This is a genomic window from Flavobacterium algoriphilum, from assembly GCF_048158655.1.
In the GTDB taxonomy this organism is placed as follows: domain Bacteria; phylum Bacteroidota; class Bacteroidia; order Flavobacteriales; family Flavobacteriaceae; genus Flavobacterium; species Flavobacterium algoriphilum.
The window spans coordinates 114,054-133,080 of the sequence record NZ_JBLNKY010000003.1; the positions used below are offsets into that span (position 1 = coordinate 114,054).

At 35.8% G+C, this 19,027-nt stretch carries 14 protein-coding genes; 7 read left to right on the plus strand and 7 right to left on the minus strand.

Annotated features, from left to right (window positions below; translation table 11 throughout):
* Positions 1–102: 102 nt before the first annotated feature.
* The 5 genes from ACM55G_RS07525 to ACM55G_RS07545 all read right to left on the minus strand — a co-directional run bounded on the left by ACM55G_RS07525 (position 103) and on the right by ACM55G_RS07545 (position 7,719).
* Complete coding sequence (locus ACM55G_RS07525; protein WP_416843284.1) at positions 103–519, minus strand: (R)-mandelonitrile lyase; 417 nt, start codon at positions 517–519, stop codon at positions 103–105.
* Positions 520–526: 7 nt separating this feature from the next.
* A complete protein-coding gene (locus tag ACM55G_RS07530) occupies positions 527–1,585 on the minus strand; it encodes an NAD(P)-dependent alcohol dehydrogenase (RefSeq protein WP_416843285.1) in 1,059 nt (352 codons plus the stop codon).
* Positions 1,586–1,966: 381 nt separating this feature from the next.
* Complete coding sequence (locus tag ACM55G_RS07535) at positions 1,967–3,049, minus strand: efflux RND transporter periplasmic adaptor subunit (protein WP_416843286.1); 1,083 nt, start codon at positions 3,047–3,049, stop codon at positions 1,967–1,969.
* Entirely contained in the window at positions 3,039–6,323 is a 3,285-nt protein-coding gene (locus ACM55G_RS07540; protein WP_416843287.1) for an efflux RND transporter permease subunit, read from the minus strand. Before ACM55G_RS07540 ends, ACM55G_RS07535 begins: the two co-directional genes overlap by 11 nt.
* Before the next feature lie 10 nt (positions 6,324–6,333).
* The gene (locus ACM55G_RS07545) at positions 6,334–7,719 is read right to left on the minus strand and encodes a TolC family protein (RefSeq protein WP_416843288.1); all 1,386 of its coding nucleotides are present in this window, start codon (positions 7,717–7,719) and stop codon (positions 6,334–6,336) included.
* 163 nt (positions 7,720–7,882) lie between these two features.
* On the opposite strand from ACM55G_RS07545, the gene ACM55G_RS07550 reads away from it, so the two are divergent.
* From ACM55G_RS07550 to ACM55G_RS07575, 6 genes are all read left to right on the plus strand, one after another.
* Complete coding sequence (locus ACM55G_RS07550) at positions 7,883–8,920, plus strand: sensor histidine kinase (protein ID WP_416843289.1); 1,038 nt, start codon at positions 7,883–7,885, stop codon at positions 8,918–8,920.
* Positions 8,920–9,627, plus strand: coding sequence for a LytR/AlgR family response regulator transcription factor (locus tag ACM55G_RS07555; RefSeq protein ID WP_416843290.1), 708 nt, complete (start codon positions 8,920–8,922; stop codon positions 9,625–9,627). Before ACM55G_RS07550 ends, ACM55G_RS07555 begins: the two co-directional genes overlap by 1 nt.
* Positions 9,628–9,792: 165 nt before the next feature.
* Positions 9,793–10,188, plus strand: a complete 396-nt coding sequence (locus tag ACM55G_RS07560; protein WP_416843291.1) for a hypothetical protein — start codon at positions 9,793–9,795, stop codon at positions 10,186–10,188.
* A 170-nt stretch (positions 10,189–10,358) separates the two neighbouring features.
* The gene (locus ACM55G_RS07565) at positions 10,359–11,441 is read left to right on the plus strand and encodes an efflux RND transporter periplasmic adaptor subunit (RefSeq protein ID WP_416843292.1); all 1,083 of its coding nucleotides are present in this window, start codon (positions 10,359–10,361) and stop codon (positions 11,439–11,441) included.
* A 114-nt stretch (positions 11,442–11,555) separates the two neighbouring features.
* Positions 11,556–14,726 (plus strand): efflux RND transporter permease subunit, encoded by a 3,171-nt coding sequence (locus tag ACM55G_RS07570; protein WP_416843293.1) that lies wholly within the window; start codon positions 11,556–11,558, stop codon positions 14,724–14,726.
* A complete protein-coding gene (locus ACM55G_RS07575) occupies positions 14,719–16,149 on the plus strand; it encodes a TolC family protein (RefSeq protein ID WP_416843294.1) in 1,431 nt (476 codons plus the stop codon). Before ACM55G_RS07570 ends, ACM55G_RS07575 begins: the two co-directional genes overlap by 8 nt.
* Before the next feature lie 106 nt (positions 16,150–16,255).
* Here ACM55G_RS07575 and ACM55G_RS07580 read toward each other — a convergent pair whose 3' ends face one another.
* Both ACM55G_RS07580 and ACM55G_RS07585 read right to left on the minus strand, forming a co-directional pair.
* Complete coding sequence (locus ACM55G_RS07580) at positions 16,256–17,362, minus strand: NADH:flavin oxidoreductase (RefSeq protein ID WP_416843295.1); 1,107 nt, start codon at positions 17,360–17,362, stop codon at positions 16,256–16,258.
* A 7-nt stretch (positions 17,363–17,369) separates the two neighbouring features.
* Positions 17,370–17,669, minus strand: a complete 300-nt coding sequence (locus ACM55G_RS07585) for an ArsR/SmtB family transcription factor (RefSeq protein WP_416843296.1) — start codon at positions 17,667–17,669, stop codon at positions 17,370–17,372.
* 300 nt (positions 17,670–17,969) lie between these two features.
* Between ACM55G_RS07585 and ACM55G_RS07590 the strand changes: the two genes are divergently transcribed.
* A complete protein-coding gene (locus tag ACM55G_RS07590) occupies positions 17,970–18,542 on the plus strand; it encodes a hypothetical protein (RefSeq protein ID WP_416843297.1) in 573 nt (190 codons plus the stop codon).
* Positions 18,543–19,027: the final 485 nt, after the last annotated feature.

Sequence of the window (19,027 nt, forward strand, 5' to 3'; positions counted from 1 at the left end):
ATTTTACTTTAATTCTAATCAACCAAACAAAATAGTTCGTTTTTAAAAAAAAAAAACGCCTGTAAATTTAGATTTACAGGCGTTTTTATAATAAAAATGTTCTTATTCTTTGTAACTGTTGTATTCATCATCAGTTACTCTTTCCAGCCAGTCAACAGCTCCTTTTGGAGTACTAGCGGTAATAGCGATATGAGTTAACGCACTGTCGGTTGCAGCGCCATGCCAATGTTTAACATCGGCTGGTATTTTAATAACATCGCCTCTATGAATCAATTGAATTGCCTTCCCTTTTTCCTGATAATAGCCAGTCCCATGAGTTACAATAAGGATTTGACCTCCCGGATGGGTGTGCCAATTGTTTCTGGCTCCCGCTTCAAAGGTTACGTTACCAATTACGCTATTAAACTCATTTTCATTTACTAATAATTTAAACCAGACATTTCCCGTAAAATAATCAGGATTTGCTTTGTCGCCGGGAGTGAAAATAGGATTTTGTTCATTTTTATCTGTAGGGTTCATAATTTCTCTAGCTTTTAAGCGAAGCCATATCAATTACAAAACGATAGCGAACATCGCTTTTTAGCATTCTTTCGTAGGCTTCGTTGATATCCTGTATTTTAATAATTTCAATTTCAGATACAATATTGTGTTCCCCACAAAAGTCAAGCATTTCCTGAGTTTCGGCAATTCCGCCAATTAAAGAACCAGCAACTGATTTTCTTCCCATTATCATTGGTACAGTATTTAAAATAGGTTCCAAACCACCCAAATACCCTACCAAAACCAATGTTCCGTTAGTATTTAAAGTTCCTACATAAGGATTTACATCATGAACATAAGGAACGGTGTCTATAATCAAATCAAATTTCCCACTAACGGCACTCATTTGAGTCTCGTCAGTCGAGATAATTACGGCATCTGCACCCAATTCTAAAGCGTCTTTTTCTTTATTTAGTGATCTTGAAAAAAGGGTAACTTCTGCACCCAAACCTTTGGCTAGTTTTATAGCCATATGTCCTAATCCTCCTAAACCTACAACGGCAACTTTGCTCCCTTTTCCAACTTTCCAGTGGCGAAGAGGTGACCAAGTGGTTATTCCAGCACATAATAAAGGTGCTGTGGCAGCCAAATCAAGATTAGCAGGCACTTTTAAAACGTAGGCTTCGTCAACCACAATTTTTTCAGAATAGCCCCCAAAAGTCATTCCGCCTAAATGCTTGTCTTCTCCATTATAGGTACCAACCCAACCGTTAGAGCAGTATTGTTCCAAATCTTGCTTGCAATTATCGCAGGTCTTACAAGAATCTACCAAACACCCTACTGCAGCAAAATCACCCACTTTTAGTTTAGTAACTTCGTTTCCTACTTTGGTCACTTTTCCCACAATTTCGTGACCAGGAACAGCAGGATAGATCGTGTTTTCCCAGTCATTTTTTGCAGTATGTAGATCAGAGTGACAAACTCCGCAATACAAAATTTCTATTTCAATATCTTTTGCCGTAATGTTTCTGCGTTCGATATTCATTTGTTTTAAAGGGGCATCCGCTGCTACTGTACCGTAAGCTTTTACATTTGTTGTTTCCATTCGATTAAATTTTAAAGTTGTTATGTTAAATAATTTTTTATGATTCTCCGTGACAATACCCTTTTTATTTGGGCGTGACCCTTCGTAAAACTACGGGTCGTGCTGTACGTTCCTGCTTTTTTTTGAGAGGTGAAAAAAACCTCTCAAAAAAAGAGCTCCACTTCCATCACTCACGCAAAACAGAAAACGATCTCTATAATTTACAGGAATAAAAGCTATAAATTGAAGCTCTATTATTGATTATTATATATTTTCGGTTGACTGATTTTTCGGCAAGGTCTTTTTTTGACCTTGTAGGTATTTAAATTTAAAAGCCATGTTACAGGATGATAAATATTTGTGAATTACAGAATGAGCCCTTTTTTGTTGACAAAATATGACCTAATTGATAGTGGCACCTTCCTTAATCTCCTCATTTGCTTTGCTAAGCAAAATATCATTTTGCTGCAATAAATCACTGAAAACTTCGATTTGGTCATCAACTTCAAGTCCAAGACTTATTTTGATATGTTGCGCTTTATTGTTGACCACTTTTATCAAAAAGATACCTTCAGCACTGTTTACAACTGCCGATTTAGGGACTACAAAAGTTTCTTTTTTGCTATTAAGTGGTAGGAGTACTTCAGCTACCATTCCAGGGAGTAATTTTCCGTCGGAATTTATCACATCCAATTCGACACGTTCAGAACGGAGTTTGAGGTCTAGCGCTCCGGACATTCTGCTGATTTTAGCCTGAAATGTTTCTCCTCGCAAAGATACTACATTAAAGGTAATTACTTCCCCTACTTTGAGATAACCTGTAAACGCTTCAGGTACAGATACTGATAAACGAAGTTTCTTTTGGTCTTGTATCGTCAGTAGCGGAACTTGAGCTCCTTGTCCTACATATGCGCCAGTATTGACGTTACGTGCTGTTACTTTACCATTAAATGGAGCTCTTATTTGTAAATAATTTTGCATGATCTTAATTTCCCTTTGTCCAGCACGAGCCGCAGCTAATTGTGCATAGTCTGATTTTTTTTTGGATAGCGCCAATTCTAAATCATTTTTAGAAATCGTTCCCTCTACTTTACTCGTTTCAAGCAATCGTTGATACGTGCTGTTGCTGGCAGTATAAATGGCTTCTTGTGAATGCAGGCGCGACTCCGCTGCAGCTAATTGCGAACTGATCTCTGGTGCCTCCAGCTCAATAAGGAGTTGTCCTTGTTTTACATCAGAACCAATATCTACTTTAAGGTTTTTTACATAACTAGTCACTTTAGCAAATAAATCCACTTGACTAAAACCGGATAATTCGGCTGGTAAACGCAAGTCGGTGGTCAGTTTTGCTTTTGCCAAAGAAAAAGTTTCCATTTTAGGTTCTATTTCAGCAACAGGCTCTACTTTTTTATTGGAATTACAACTGCTTAGAAAAAATAGTGCTGCAAAAAAAAGCGCGGTCGATTGTAGTATTTTAATTTTCATTTTGTGATTTTAATGTTGAGATATAATGGATGCTTTCTTCGTCTTCAGGGTCTAAAGAAATAGATTGTGTACCTGCTTTTTCTTGTGCCCAAGCAAAAATTAAAGGCAATATTAGCAATACGGCAAACGTCGAAAATAATAATCCGCCAATAACCGCTCTTCCTAATGGAGAAACTTGGTCGCCTCCTTCGCCATGACCAATCGCCATAGGTAACATTCCCGCAATCATAGCCACACTGGTCATAATAATGGGACGAAGACGTAACGCTGCGGCTTCTCTTGCCGATTCTAATGCATTCCCATTTATTTTTCGCAATTGCTCGGCATTGGTAACCAATAAAACAGCATTGGCTATCGAAACGCCAACAGACATGATGATTCCCATATACGATTGTAAGTTTAAGGTAGAACCCGTGATGGTTAGCATTAATAACGACCCTAAAACTACTGCGGGAACTGTGGTTAAAATTACTAAAGAAACTTTGAACGATTGAAAATTAGCAGCCAACATTAAGAAGATTACAAAGATGGCAACTAACAATCCGACTTGTAAACTGCTTAATGTTTCGCTCAATACTTTGCTCAAACCAATAGGTTCGATAAATAAACCACGTGGCAGTTCGCCCAATGAATGTATCGTTTTAGCCACATCTGTTGTAGCCGTACCTAAATCGGTTTGGTGGATGTTAGCGGTAACTGTAATGTATGGCATAGCTCCTAAATTGTCATTTTCACCGCTTACAAAGCCAGGTGTAATTTTAGCGACATCGCTTAAAACAGGACGCAATGAATTTTTCAATACAGGAATTTCACCCATATCGGTTCTACTTTTCATTTTATTCAAAGGAACTTGCACCTGTACGGCAACCGATAAACCTGTTTTTTCATCGATCCAAGTGTTTTTCTCCGTATATCTGGAAGAAGAAGTGGAAGCAATTAACGAGCGCGAAATATCATTCATATCCACACCCAATTCGGCAGCTCGAGTTCGGTCAATATCGATATTCATCGCAGGATAATGTATTGGTTGCCCAATTTGTACATCTCTGAAATAAGATATTTTCTGAAGTTTCTCGACAATTTGATTGGCGTAAATTTCATTTCGTTTTTTATCTTTTCCAGCAATTCGGATTTCAATAGGCGTTGGCGATCCTTGACTCAAGACTTTATCCGTAAGTTCAATAGGTTCAAAAGTGACTTTTACATCAGGAAGATTTTTTTTAATTCGAGCTCTAAGATCCTCTTTAAAATCATCCATATCGGTTTCATAATCTTTCAAACTCACTTGGAAAACCGCTTCATGCGAACCCGCCATGAATAAATAGATTGGATTAATGGAGAATAAAGAAGGGTGTTGTCCCACATATACCGATGAAATTCCGATATGCTCTTTACCTACCATTTTATTTAATTCTTTCAGTACTAAAATCGCTTTTTCTTCAGTACGTTCTAAGCGTGTTCCATCGGGAGCACGCATTCTAAGCTGAAACTGACTCGAATTTACTTTTGGGAAAACATCTTTTCCAATAAAAGTAATAAACACCAGTGCAAGCAGTGTAATTCCGATAAGATACCCAAAAGTAGCGGCTTTTTTATAGGGAAAAAGACGGTCTAAGGTTTTCATAAATCGGGTTCTGAATCTTTCAAAAGCACTTATTTTTCCATCCCCATTAAAATCATTTTTTTCAATCATTACTTTCTTCTGACTGATCAAATCTTTTTCAGATTCAGGAGTTAATCCGCAAGCATTAAACTCGGCTTCATCATCTGTAATTGTTGGTTCATGTTCCGCTTTTGGATGTTCTTTCATCAACCAATTTGCCATAACGGGCACAAAAGTTTGTGACAATAAAAACGAAATCACCATCGAAAATCCAATTGCTAATGCTAAAGGTAAAAACAAGGCTCCAGGAATTCCAACCATTGTAAAAGCGGGTGCAAAAACGGCAAGGATGCAAAGTAGGATCAATAATTTTGGCAAAGCAATTTCTTGACATGCGTCCCAAATAGCCAATGCCTTGGGTTTTCCCATGTCTAGATGTTGGTGGATATTTTCTATGGTTACGGTACTTTCATCCACTAAAATTCCGATTGCCAATGCCAATCCACTCAATGACATTAAGTTGATGGTTTGCCCGAATAATTTCAAAAATAAAACTCCAGAAATAATCGAAATCGGAATGGTCAAGATTACGATTAAAGCCGCACGTCTGTCTCCAAGGAATAATAAAACCATTAATCCCGTTAACACCGCTCCGATAATTCCTTCCGTAACCAAACTTTTAACGGAATTGATTACATAAACCGATTGGTCAAATTCGTAAGATAATTTTACATCTTCAGGAAGAGTACTTTGAATTTTTGGCAATTCCGACTTTAATTTCTGAACCACATCCCAAGTCGAAGCATCTCCCGCTTTGGCAATACTAATATAAACGGAGCGTTTTCCGTTTACCAAAGCATAACCAGCGGTAATATCGGCACCATCTTTTACAGTGGCGACATCACCAAGGGTCAAGTTTTGAACACTTCCTTTAAACAACGGAATTTTCTCAAAATCTTTAACTTCTTTAATCGTATTATTGGTTTGTGTAATGTAGTTTTTATCCCCAATTCTCACGTTTCCGGAAGGAGCCGTTTGATTGTTGAGGCGTATCGCTTCCACAATTTGGTCGGGTGTCATGTTATGGGAGCGCAATAAATCAGGATCTACGTTAACCTCAATGGTTCTTGGGCTTCCGCCAAAGGGCGCTGGCGATAATAAACCTGGAATGGAAGTAAAAGAAGCCCGAACATAGACGTTTGCCAAATCTTGTAATTCGTTGTTAGACCTAATTTTACTACTCAAAACCAATTGCCCAATTGGTAATGACGAAGCATCAAAACGAATGATAAATGGCGGTTGTGTACCTGGAGGGAATACCGCTTGAATCCTATTGGAAAGCGCACTCAATTCGGCAGCTGCTTGCGCCATATTGGTGTTTTCATAATAGGTCAATTTCATAATCATCAATCCTTGGATATTCTTGGTTTCCACTGATTTTACGCCATTGGCAAAAGGAAGAATATTGACATAGTTTTTGGCAAAATATGCCTCCATTTGGTCAGGAGTGTATCCCCCAAAAGGATGTGCAATGTAAATTACAGGCAAATTCATTTTAGGGAGAATATCTATTTTAATATCTCTTATGGCACTAATTCCGAAGAAAAATAAACCAGCAACCAGTACCAATATGGAGATGGGTTTGCGGAGTGCAAAACGTATTAAATTCATATGGGTTTAATTAAAATTCATTTATAAATAAGTCAAAATTACCTGTTGCCGCTACTTTTAACAAAAACGATTGCCATACATTATTGTTGACAATATCACGATCAATTTCGGCACGATTTAAAATAAACAAGGTTTGTGTCAAATCGGTTAAAGTAGTCAGTCCGTTTTTGTATAAAGTCCATTTTTGTAAATAGGCTTGAGCTGCCGCATTTACCTGAATCGGCGCTTCGGCATAATTCTCTAATGTGATTTTGATTTTATCATCGGCAAAATTCAATTGCGATTTCAATTCTCTGTCAGCCTGTTTGTACTCTTCTTGCAAAGCTTGTGAAACAAATTTTTTAGCACTCACTTGTTTACTCATTCGAAACGGAGTAGTTAAATTCCAAGTAATTCCAACTCCAACTAAATAATTGCTGCGATCTGGATTTACACCATCCCAATAATTTCTATTGAAAGCGGTTTGGTCAGTAGCATACGACGAATCAAATCCGGAAGCTCGTGTTTGCAAAACGCCAAAAGCACTCATCGTTGGATAATAAAAACGTTTGTATAATTTAACTTGTTGATTGCTGTAATCAATCTTCGTTTTGTAAAATTGAAGTAAAGGGTGTAAACTGTCAGAAGCTTTATCAGCTACTAAAATTGCTTTAGGAATTTGATTTACAAAAATCGTATCGGTTAGAAAATCTTGTGGCGCAATGCCCATTAAATCAATCAATTTATTGTTTTGCTCTTTGACGAAATTTTTAGCCAGATTTAGCGCCATTTTGGCTTTCGAAACTTCGGCAGTGGCTAATGTAGAATCCACTCCGGCAAGTAGCCCGCTTTTAACACGAGCTGCAGCAGTTCTTTTGAAAACGTTTGCACGATCTAAATTCTTTCGCTGAGAAATCAATAATCGTTGACTAGCTAATAAATTAAGGTAAGCAGCTGCGATTTTTATTTCCTGTTGGAATTTTTCCTGTTGCAAATCATTTTCACGGCTTTGAACATCGATTTTGGCCAAATTGATTTTTTCCTGAGTTTTACCAAAAGTAAAAAAGTCCCAGTTCATGTTGACTAAATACAAGGCGCCAAAAGCAGAATTCCAGTTTTGGTCTGGAAGCGGAAGTCCGGAAGAAGCAACTCCTAGTCCTCCAAAACCGTAAAGGGGTCCATTTTGTCCGTTGACAGTTCCATAATCTTGCTGTGCAGACAAATTAAGATTAGGTAAATAATCGCGGCGAGCTTGTTTAAGCGTTTCACGGGAAGCCTTGCTGTAATTGCTTTTTGCTTTTATAGAACCATAGTTTTCTAAACCTATTTTTATAGCTTCTTTTAAAGACAAGGTTTGTGAAAAACCAGTTGCGGCAAAAATCAAGAAAAATAATAAAGTAATTTTTTTGAAATACATAAAATTGGTTGTGAAATAGTATCGCCAAAATTATTTCACTTTAACCGATATAAGGCTTCTTAAATGATGTAATGCTATTATAAATGACCAATTGAATTTGTCATTTATTGGAAATAAAGATTAAATAATTGTAGTTAATTTGCATATTATTTAAGTATTAGAAATGAATAAAAAATTTGACAACATAATGGATAACAAATGGTGGCAAGAAATTGCCGTTGTTGCCTTTTCATTTACGCTTTTTACCTTAAAAAACGATTGGATGTTATTTAGTTCTTTAGCTTCCATTTTGATGGGTGTTTTCCTCTATTTCATTTTGTACATGCACGCTCAATTCAATCGGTTTTTTTTGTTGCCAATACTATTTAAGAGACAAAGACCATTAACTTATCTATTTCTGACGCTATTAGTAGTACTAGTATTTTCGGTAGTTTTGTATGAAATAACGACTTTCGAAATGTTTAGTAAATGCCATTTGTATCAAAACTCGCATCAAAGAAGTTATGTATACCAATTAGCAAGTGTTTTGGGTACATTGGTGTGTATTTTGAGCCCGATAATAGTTTTTAAATTTTACCGTATTCATAAAAAACAAACCGATGAAACTTTATTGTTCAACCAAATGCAATTAAATGCGCTTAAAGGGCAATTGAATCCTCATTTTTTATTCAATACCTTCAATACACTTTACGGAATTAGCTTAGAATTTCCTGAAAGAACATCCGATTTGATTATGAAAGTTTCGCAATTGATGCGGTATCAACTGGAGAGTAATAGCAAACAATGCGTCTCTCTAGAAGAAGAACTAGAATTTATAAACAGTTATGTGCAACTTGAAAAAGAGCGGGTTTCCTATCGTTGTGACATTACCTACGATAGTAAAATTGATAACGAAAATGCTTATAAAGTATCTCCGATGTTGTTGATTGCTTTTATCGAAAATGCTTTCAAACACGGAACTTGTGCTATTGAAAAATGTTTTGTCAGGATCATTATTACTGTCGAAAACGGGTTGTTGCATTTGCATGTTGTCAATTCAATTCCAAAGAAAAAAACAGATGTTGTCTCGACTAAAATTGGTTTAAAAAACACCATTGAACGTTTGAAACTAATCTACGGAGACGACTATAAATTAGACATTCAAGACGATAAAAATACGTATATTATAGATTTGAAATTGCAACTTAAAAAGTTTGTATAATGAAAGAACCAAAAAAATGTATTATTATTGATGATGAGCCTGCTGCACACTATGTTTTGGTGAATTATATTAAACAAAATCCACAGCTAGAATTGGTTTTTCAGGGGTATAATGGCATTGAAGCGATGGATTATCTTCGAGAAAATAAAGTAGATTTGATGTTTTTGGATATCAATATGCCAGAAATTACAGGACTAGAATTACTTAAAATTATTCCAATACATCCTAAAACTATTTTAACAACAGCTTATTCTGAATTTGCTCTCGAAAGTTATGATTTTGGCGTAATTGATTATTTACTAAAACCCATTTATTTTCCTCGTTTTTTAAAATCCATTGAGCGGTTTTTTTCAACTGAAAATACAATCAATGAGAAAGAATTTACAATCAATTCGGTAAGCGTAAAAGTGGATGGTTATTTTATTGAAATCGAATTAGACCAGCTTTTGTTTGCACAAAGTTTTGGTAATTATGTAAAATTGCATACTATTAAAAGAACCTACTTGGCTTCAATTACCACTAGTGAATTTGAGAAATGCCTTCCAGAAAAAAACTTCATACGCATTCATAAATCCTATATCATTGCTTTGGACAAAATTGATGCGGCGGAAAAAGATTTTGTCATTATCAAAAAAGAAAAACTACCGATTGGAATTACGTATCGCAGAGAATTAATCGATAGATTGAAGAATAAAGTAATTTTATAAAAAAAGGAGAGAATTGCAGGAATTTCTCTCCTTTTTGGTTTGACAATTTATAAAATATTTTAAATTTCAGATTAATTAATGAAAACGTTTTCGTTATTTTTACTTGTTAAATCCAGCACAATTTCTTCCTTTTCTTTCAATTCTTTTATTACTTTTGGCTCCCAAATGAGAGTAATTGTATTTTTTGTATATATGTGTATCCATCTGCTAGGCGGAGGGAGTTATCTTCATGCAGATACAAATCATAGCCACATAGGCTACTCTTCAACTCCAAATCTTGAAAAAAACCAGCAAGTAAAACTTCAAAATGAAAATCAAGGTAGCATCTTAATTGAGTATATCGACTTAGATTTAGATGAGGAATACTCCAAGGGTGGCGCTATTAAAAACGGAGTTGCAAATAAATTTTTTCCAGGAAAAGACAGTTTACTTGATAGCTGGTATTTGCCAGTTTCTCAATGCTTCATTTCAAATTATTACTACAAGTGTTTTAAAATTTTCATGCCCTTTTGCGGCAATTCATCTGCTATTTATATAACAAACAGAGTTTTAAGAATTTGATATATATCCATTGGTTACCAAAGGTGTGTTTCTAAATACCTGATGTGGATGTACAGTAACCTTATCCCCTCCTGCTTGACAGTTTAGGTCTCGCCCTGACAATCTATGCCTTTTTCCATCCAATATTTTTTGAATTCACTGCGTTAAATCGCACCAATTTTATTTATACCATGAACAAAAATGCCGTTTTCACAGGCTTTATTGCCCTGTTGTGTCTAATAAGCTGTACAACAAAAAAAGAAGAAAAAGAAGAAGCCGGTAAGTTTACCGTTACCAATGCTGTAAGTATTGACACTTCGTTTACCAAGGAATATGTTTCACAGATACGTTCTGTGAGAAATATCGAGATTCGAGCTCAAGAGAAAGGATTTTTACAAAACATTTATGTTGATGAGGGGCAATTTGTAACTGCCGGTCAGTTGCTATTCAGAATTATGCCAAAAATGTATGAAGCAGAATTGCTAAAAGCAAAAGCTGAAGCGAAAGCTGCCGAAATAGAACTACAAAATGCAAAAACGCTAGCCGATAAAAATATAGTTTCCAGAAGTGAACAGTTTATCGCTCAAGCAAAGTTAGAACAAGCAAAAGCCGAAGTAGCATTAGCAAAACTTCATTTATCATTTACTGAAATCAGAGCGCCATTTGCTGGAACTATCGATAGAATTCCAAAGAAATTAGGAAGTCTTATTGAGGAAGGAGAACTATTAACCAGTCTTTCTGATAATAGTAAAATGTTTGCTTATTTTAATGTTTCGGAACCTGAATATCTTGACTATCAAAATAATGTGAAGGGAAGAGGAAACAGTACGGTACGTTTACTTTTAGCGAACAATCAACCATTGAAATACAAAGGTAAAGTTGAAGTTATAGAAAGTGAATTTGATAGTGAAACGGGTAATATTGCCTTTAGAGCCAGTTTTCCAAACTTGGATAAACTATTGAAAAATGGCGAAACAGGAAAGGTGTTAATGACTGTGCCAGTTAAGAATGCCTTAGTTATTCCTCAAAAAGCGACTTATGAAATTCAAGACAAAAAGTATGTTTTTGTAGTGAACAAAAATAATGTGGTGAATTCAAAAGAAATTACTATTACTGGTGAAATACCTGATTTATATGTGGTAGCCAGTGGTATTACTGAGAATGACAAAATTATATTAGAAGGTGTTCAAAAAGTAAAAGATGATGAGAAAATCAAATTCGAATACATAGCGCCTCAAAAGGTTATCAATCATTTGCGATTAAAAGCGGAATAAATTCAAGGGGTCAGTTTTCAGTATTAAGTGGTGATTTATTTGCTGAAACTAAAAAAAATATTAAGCTGACAACAACAAATTCCAATTTGGTTTAATCATTAAAAAATAAAATAAATGTTTAATAAATTTATTCAAAGACCTGTTCTTTCGATAGTAATATCGCTTATAATAGTCTTTTTGGGAGTCTTGGCCGTAACTAATTTGCCAGTGACACAATTTCCTTCTATTTCCCCACCAAAAGTAAATGTTACAGCTGATTACCCTGGATCGAATGGAGAGCTTATGATCAAATCTGTAATCATTCCTTTAGAAAAGGCGCTAAATGGTGTTCCCGGAATGAAATACATGACTTCGGATGCTGGTAATGATGGGGAAGCGAGTATTCAAGTAGTATTTAATTTAGGTACAGACCCAAATCAGGCTGCAATAAATGTTCAAAATCGTGTTGCTTCTGTAGTTAATAAATTACCGCCATTAGTGGTTAGAGAAGGGGTGAAGATTACTCGGGAAGAATCGAGCATGCTGATGTATGTGAATCTTTATAGTAATGATAAAAATACAGACCAAAAATTTCTTTTCAACTTTGCCGAGATTAATATCCTTTCCGAATTAAAAAGGGTAAATGGAGTAGGTTTTGCAGATGTTTTGGGTACCCGTGAGTACGCCATGAGAATTTGGTTGAAACCCGACAGAATGTTAGCTTATAAAATTTCGACCGATGAGGTGATGGAAGCATTGGCAAATCAGAGTTTGGAAGCATCTCCGGGCAAAACGGGGGAAAGCTCTGGGAAACGATCTCAGGCTTTTGAATATGTGTTGAAATATTCGGGACGATTTACAACAAAAGAGCAGTATGGAAATGTAGTTTTAAGAGCTAGCGCCGACGGTGAAATTTTACGATTAAAAGACGTTGCCAATGTTGAGTTTGGAAGCTCAATGTATGATATTTATTCGAACCTAAACGGTAAGCCTTCCGCCGCCATTGTATTGAAGCAATCATACGGTAGTAATGCAAGTCAGGTGATTAAAGATGTAAAGGCAAAATTAGCTGAAATTAAGAAAAATTCTTTTCCGAAAGGAATGGATTACGAAATCAGCTATGACGTTTCTAAATTTTTGGATGCCTCTATCGAAAAAGTAATTCACACTTTGATTGAAGCTTTTATTCTGGTGGGATTAGTAGTATTTCTTTTTTTAGGAGATTGGAGATCCACTATTATTCCGGCAATTGCAGTACCTGTTTCACTTATCGGAACGTTTGTTTTCATGCAATTCTTCGGAATTACGTTAAACCTGATTACCTTATTTGCATTGGTATTAGCGATTGGTGTCGTGGTCGATGATGCTATTGTTGTGATCGAAGCCGTGCATGCTAAAATGGAAGAAGAGCATCTATCCCCTATAAAAGCTACCAAAAAAGCGATGCATGAAATTGCGGGAGCTATTATTGCAATTACCTTTTTGATGGCTGCGGTATTCATTCCAGTTGCGTTTATGTCAGGTCCTGTGGGGATATTCTACCGTCAGTTCTCTATCACTATGGCCACTGCAATTATTCTCTCTGGTATTGTAGCGTTAACTCTTACCCCTGCACTTTGTGCAATAATGTTGAAAAACAATCATGGTAAACCTAAAAAGAGAACTCCAGTAAACCGATTTATAGATGGTTTTAATAATAAGTTTAATAGTACGGCTGGGAAGTATCAAAATGCTCTGAGGTATATTATAAATAGAAGAACAATTACTTTTATCACGCTTATAGGTTTCTGTGTAGGAACATGGATAATAAGCAGCAACGTGCCTTCTGGATTTATCCCAAATGAAGATCAAGGGATGTTTTATGCTATTATTCAGACTCCACCCGGCTCCTCATTAGAGAGAACCAATAGTGTTGCAGAAAAACTTCAAAAAATCGCAGAAACTGTCGAAGGTGTTCAATCGGTTTCGGCGTTGGCGGGTTATGAAATTCTTACAGAAGGTACGGGTTCTAACGCGGGAACTTGTTTGATAAACCTTAAAGATTGGAACGATAGAAAACATTCTGTGCAACAGGTTATGGCAGAATTAGAAGAAAAAACGAAAGACATTCCAGGGGCTAATATTGAATTCTTTCAGCCGCCTGCTGTGCCAGGATATGGAGCCGCAGGAGGGTTTGAACTTCGTTTGCTTGATAAAGCGGGTTCAGGCGATTATAAAAAAATGGAAACGGTTAATGCTGAATTCGTAAAAGAATTGAATAAACGTCCGGAACTATCTTCTGTATTTAGTTTTTACAGTGCTAGTTTCCCGCAGTTTATGATGAAAGTTGATAATGATTTAGCACAACAAAAGGGAGTGTCCATTGAGAACGCTATGAATACGCTATCTACACTGGTGGGTAGTAATTATGAAATTAGCTTTATTAAGTACGGATTTAATTATAAAGTAATCGTGCAGGCAGCTCCTGAATATAGAGCTTTACCGGAAGATATTTTAAAATTATATGTAAAAAATAACCGTGACGAAATGGTCCCTTTTTCCGCTTTCATGAAGCTAGAAAAAGTATATGGACTGTCGGAAATTACACGACACAATATGTATAATTCTGCTGAAATTAGTGGAGCCGCAGCCGAAGGATACAGTAGTGGTGAAGCCATTAAAGCGATTCAGGAAGTGGCAGAGAAAAAACTGCCTAGAGGTTTTGGTATTGACTGGGCTGGTATTTCTGCCGATGAAGTAGCACAAGGGAATCAAGCCATTTGGATCTTCCTTATTTGTTTAGGTTTTGTGTACTTAGTTTTAGCAGCACAATACGAAAGTTTTATTTTGCCATTGTCGGTAATTCTTTCTTTGCCAGCAGGTATTTTTGGAGCTTTTCTTTTATTGAAGTTAACAGGCTTAGAAAATAATATCTATGCTCAGGTTGCCATGGTAATGCTTATTGGTTTATTGGGTAAAAATGCCGTTTTGATTGTCGAATTTGCTATTCAAAGGCATGCAGCAGGGAAATCAGTTCTAGAAGCAGCAATGGAAGGGTCTAAAGCTAGGTTTCGTCCTATTTTGATGACTTCGTTTGCCTTTATTGCAGGTTTAATTCCTTTGGTGTTTGCCTCTGGGCCGGGTAAAATTGGTAACAGAACTATTGGTACTGCCGCAGCTGGTGGTATGCTTATAGGAACTATTTGCGGTGTATTTATTATACCAGGATTGTACTACGTTTTTGCTAGAATCGCAGAAAAATATAAGCTAGTAAAAAAAGAAACAGAAAATCCATTAACTGAAGAAATTGATAATAACCATGTATAAAATCAAGCTACATAAATATAGTATCCCGTTAAGCATTTGCTTGGCGGTGGTAAGTTGTACTCCGGCTATTGCACCGTTAACTGCAAGCAAACCGGTTCCTGACTCTTTCGATAAGAGTATCGATACGAACAACATTTCAGCAACTCCTTGGCGTACCTATTTTAAGGATCAGAATTTAGTAAATTTGATCGATACAGCCTTGAAAAATAATCAGGAGTTGATGATTACTTTGCAGGAAATTGAGATTGCAAAGAATGATATCCGAATCAGGAAGGGTGCTCTGTTGCCAAAGGTTGGTGTAAGAGCAGGCTCTGGAGTTGAAAAAGTGGGACGCTATACCAGTCAGGGAGCAGGCGATGCTTCTACCGAAATAATGTCCGGCAAAGAAATGCCAGATCCGCTGAGCGATTTCAAACTCGCTGCTTATGCGAATTGGGAAGTAGATATTTGGAAAAAACTGCGCAATTCTAAGAAAGCTGCAGTGAGCCGATATTTATCAACTGTCGAAGGTAAAAACTTCGTGATTACGAACCTTATCGCTGAAGTTGCTAGTTCTTATTACGAGTTATTAGCTCTAGACAGCCAGTTGGAGATTGTAAGAAAGAATATAGAATTGCAAACGAGCGCCTTGGGCGTTGTGAAAATTCAGAAAGAAGCCGCAAGAACAACCGAATTAGCTGTTCAAAAATTTCAGGCTGAAGTAATGGCTTCCAAAAGTATGGAGTTTGATATTCTTCAAAACATAAAAGAAACGGAGAATAAAATCAACTTTTTGCTAGGGCAGTATCCACAGGAAATAAAGAGAGACAAAAGCAATTTTATAAATTTGATGCCATCGATAATCAATTCGGGAATTCCTTCGCAATTGTTGGCCAATCGTCCGGATATTAAACAGGCCGAACTTGAACTGCAAGCTGCAAAGCTGGATGTAAAAATGGCCCGTGCAGAATTTTATCCTGCATTAGATATTTCAGCCGCTGTAGGATTCAATGCGTTTAAACCATCGTATTTGTTTACGTTACCTGAGTCGTTGCTATATTCTTTAGCCGGAGATATTGCTGCACCTTTGATTAACAGAAACGCGATAAAAGCAGAGTATAGTTCTGCCAATGCACGACAAATTCAAGCTTTGTATAACTACGAGCGTTCTATTTTAAATGCATTTCTGGAAGTTTCTAGCCAGCTTTCTAAAATCAGTAATCTAGAAAAAAGCTATGATCTGAAATCGCAACAAGTGGCCGCTCTAAACAGGTCGATTACTGTTTCAAATGATTTGTTCAAGTCAGCGAGAGTCGATTATTTCGAAGTTCTAATGACGCAACGGGATGCGCTAGAATCTAAACTGGAATTAATAGATACCAAAAAAGAACAACTTAATGCTGCAGTTCATATTTACAAGGATTTAGGTGGCGGTTGGAAATAAAATAATATGTAAAACTAAAGAGCCAGTCAATTTTTGACTGGCTCTTTTTTATTGATGCTAACGATAATTATTGGATGTTTGTTTTGAAAATCGTTGGTCTTTACATTTATTCTAATACTAATGCACTCAAAGCTTCTTTGCTAAAACCTTTAAGCTGATCGTTTTTTCCTGCTTTTATTTTGGCGACCCAATTTGGATCGGATAAAAGTGGTCTTCCGACAGCTACAAGGTCAAAATCGCCTCTATCCATACGTCTTGTTAATTCATCCAAAGAGGTAGGTTGTGAACTTTCACCCGCAAAAGCGCCAAAGAAATCTCCAGAAAGTCCAACAGAACCTACTGTAATAGTTGGTTTACCAGTCAGTTTTTTAGCCCAACCTGCAAAGTTAAGATCATTGTCTTCAAATTCAGGTTCCCAAAAACGACGTTGTGAGCAATGTAGAATATCGACACCGGCATCAACCAACGGACTAAGCCAAGCTTCCATTTCTTGAGGTGTTTTTGCCAGTTTAAAAGTATAATCCGATGGTTTGAACTGAGAAAGTCTCATAATCACTGCAAAATCTTCGCCTACTTGTTTTCTAATTTCTTTAATCACTTCTACGGCAAAACGACTACGTTCTGCTAAGGTTTTACCACCGTAGTTATCGGTACGCTGATTTGTTGCATCCCAGAAAAACTGATCGATTAGATAATCATGAGCACCATGTATTTCTATACAGTCAAAACCTAATCTCTTGGCATCAGCAGCAGCTTTTCCAAAAGCTAAAATGGTATTTTCGATATCATTTGTTGTCATTGTAGTACCATTGCTAAACCCGGGTCTGTTTAATCCAGATGGGCCTTCAAAAGGAACTGGAGGAACCCAACCGGAATGATGGTTGTCCATGATTCCCATATGCCATATTTGCGGTCCCATCTGTCCACCTGCTAAATGCACACTATCAATTACTTGTTTCCATCCTGCCAAGGATTTATCGCCATGAAAATGCGGTACATTGGCATCATTTGATGAGGAAGGTCTGTTAATAACAGTTCCTTCAGATAATATCAGACCTACTTCACCTTCAGCTCTTTTTTGATAATATGTAGCTACTTCATCAGTAGGTACTCCATTTGGAGAGAAAGAGCGCGTCATAGGCGCCATTACAATTCTATTTTTAAGATTTAGCGTCTTCAAGGTGAAAGGCGTAAATAAACTGTTTGTATTCATAAATTGTTTATAGATTAGATTCGATTATTTTACTAAGTGCTGTAAATGCTTTTTCGTTGCGCTTGTAATAGGTCCATTGCCCAACACGAGTAGATTCGATGAATCCTGCCCGTTGCAGTATTGATAAATATTCGGAAACAGTTGATTGTGTCAGTCCTGCTTTTGCCTGAATTTGTCCTACGCAAACACCATGGTCAAAACCTGTAGCTAATTGTTCAGGGAAATTTATTTCAGGTTCTTTTAGCCATTCCAGCATTTGTAATCTGGACTTGTTTGATAATGCTTTAAATAGTTCTATATTATCCATGATGCAAATATATCGACTTTTCTCGATATATCTATTTAAAGAAGCTTATTTAAGATATATTTAAGATAACATAAATACAAAATTTAAGAAAGCGAGCCTATATTTAAATATGTTTGATAACTTTAAATTTAGGTAATTATCTTTTAGTGAGTTGTTTGTAAAATAAATCTTGAAAACGGTTTTGATTGAGCAGACTATTGTTTGAATTTGTAAAAAATATTTACTCATTTACGGGAAACCTCAAAGTAAATGATTTTTTATAGGTTACGTTTGAATAATATTAATTTAAAAATATTTAAAATGAGAAAAATTATATTATTATTGATACTGGCCGTTTTATTGTTTAACTGTAAGCAAGCGGAAAAAAAATATACATCTCAAGAGCAACAACAAATTGATAATATTAAAACATCAATTTTAAAAGAAGTAGAAAATAAAGTTTATAAAGATAGTATTGACGGATGGAAGTATGAAACGGTAATAAACAAAATGACAAGTGTCAAAGATAAATTTTGTAGGGTACAGAGTAATGAAAGTTTGAACCTCAACGCACCTTATGACGGTGTTAATTATGGTAGTTTGACCGTACGCAGAATGAATGGCGAAATGGATATAATAATATCAATAATGAAAGGCCAAATCTCTGGGGGGTATGAAAATGATTATTTTAAAGCTCGTTTTGATGATGAAAAACAAATAACTTTTTCATATTTAAGTCCTTCAGATAATTCAAGTGAATCAATTTTTGTAGAGAATAGAAGTAAATTTTTAAAAAAGTTAAGAACATCAAAAAAAGTATTAATTCAAATACCTTTATATCAGAATGGCAATCAAATATTAGAATTTAATACTGAGGGTTTAAAATTTGAATAAAAAATGAATGAGGAATCCGAAATAAAAAGAAAGAGCAATTGTTATAGTTGCTTTTTTTTGTTCAAATAGTCAACCACAGTCAAGCGAAAAGCCTTAAAAACATAGGTTTATTGCTTTGAATTCGTTATATTTTAGGTTCATTATTCCTTAATAATTTAGGTTTAAATCTTGTGAATTATGCCACGATACGCCAATTACCCTACTACCGTTGAAGACTGTTTGAAAATATCAATCACAAAACTAAAAGAATGAAATTATCTTTCTTTAGGTACTAAAAACGGAACTATTAGCTGGAGCAGAAACGGTGAGGTTCATTCTAAAATTGATATTAAAGTAAAAAATACATAATACAGTTCTTTTGTGATTTTAGATTATAAGTGCAATGGAGAGCCGATAAATTACAAAGTTAATATAATCAGCAAGCCGACCAACATAGGCAAAGGAGAGGTTTTATATTTTGTTTGTCCTAGAACTGGAAAACATTG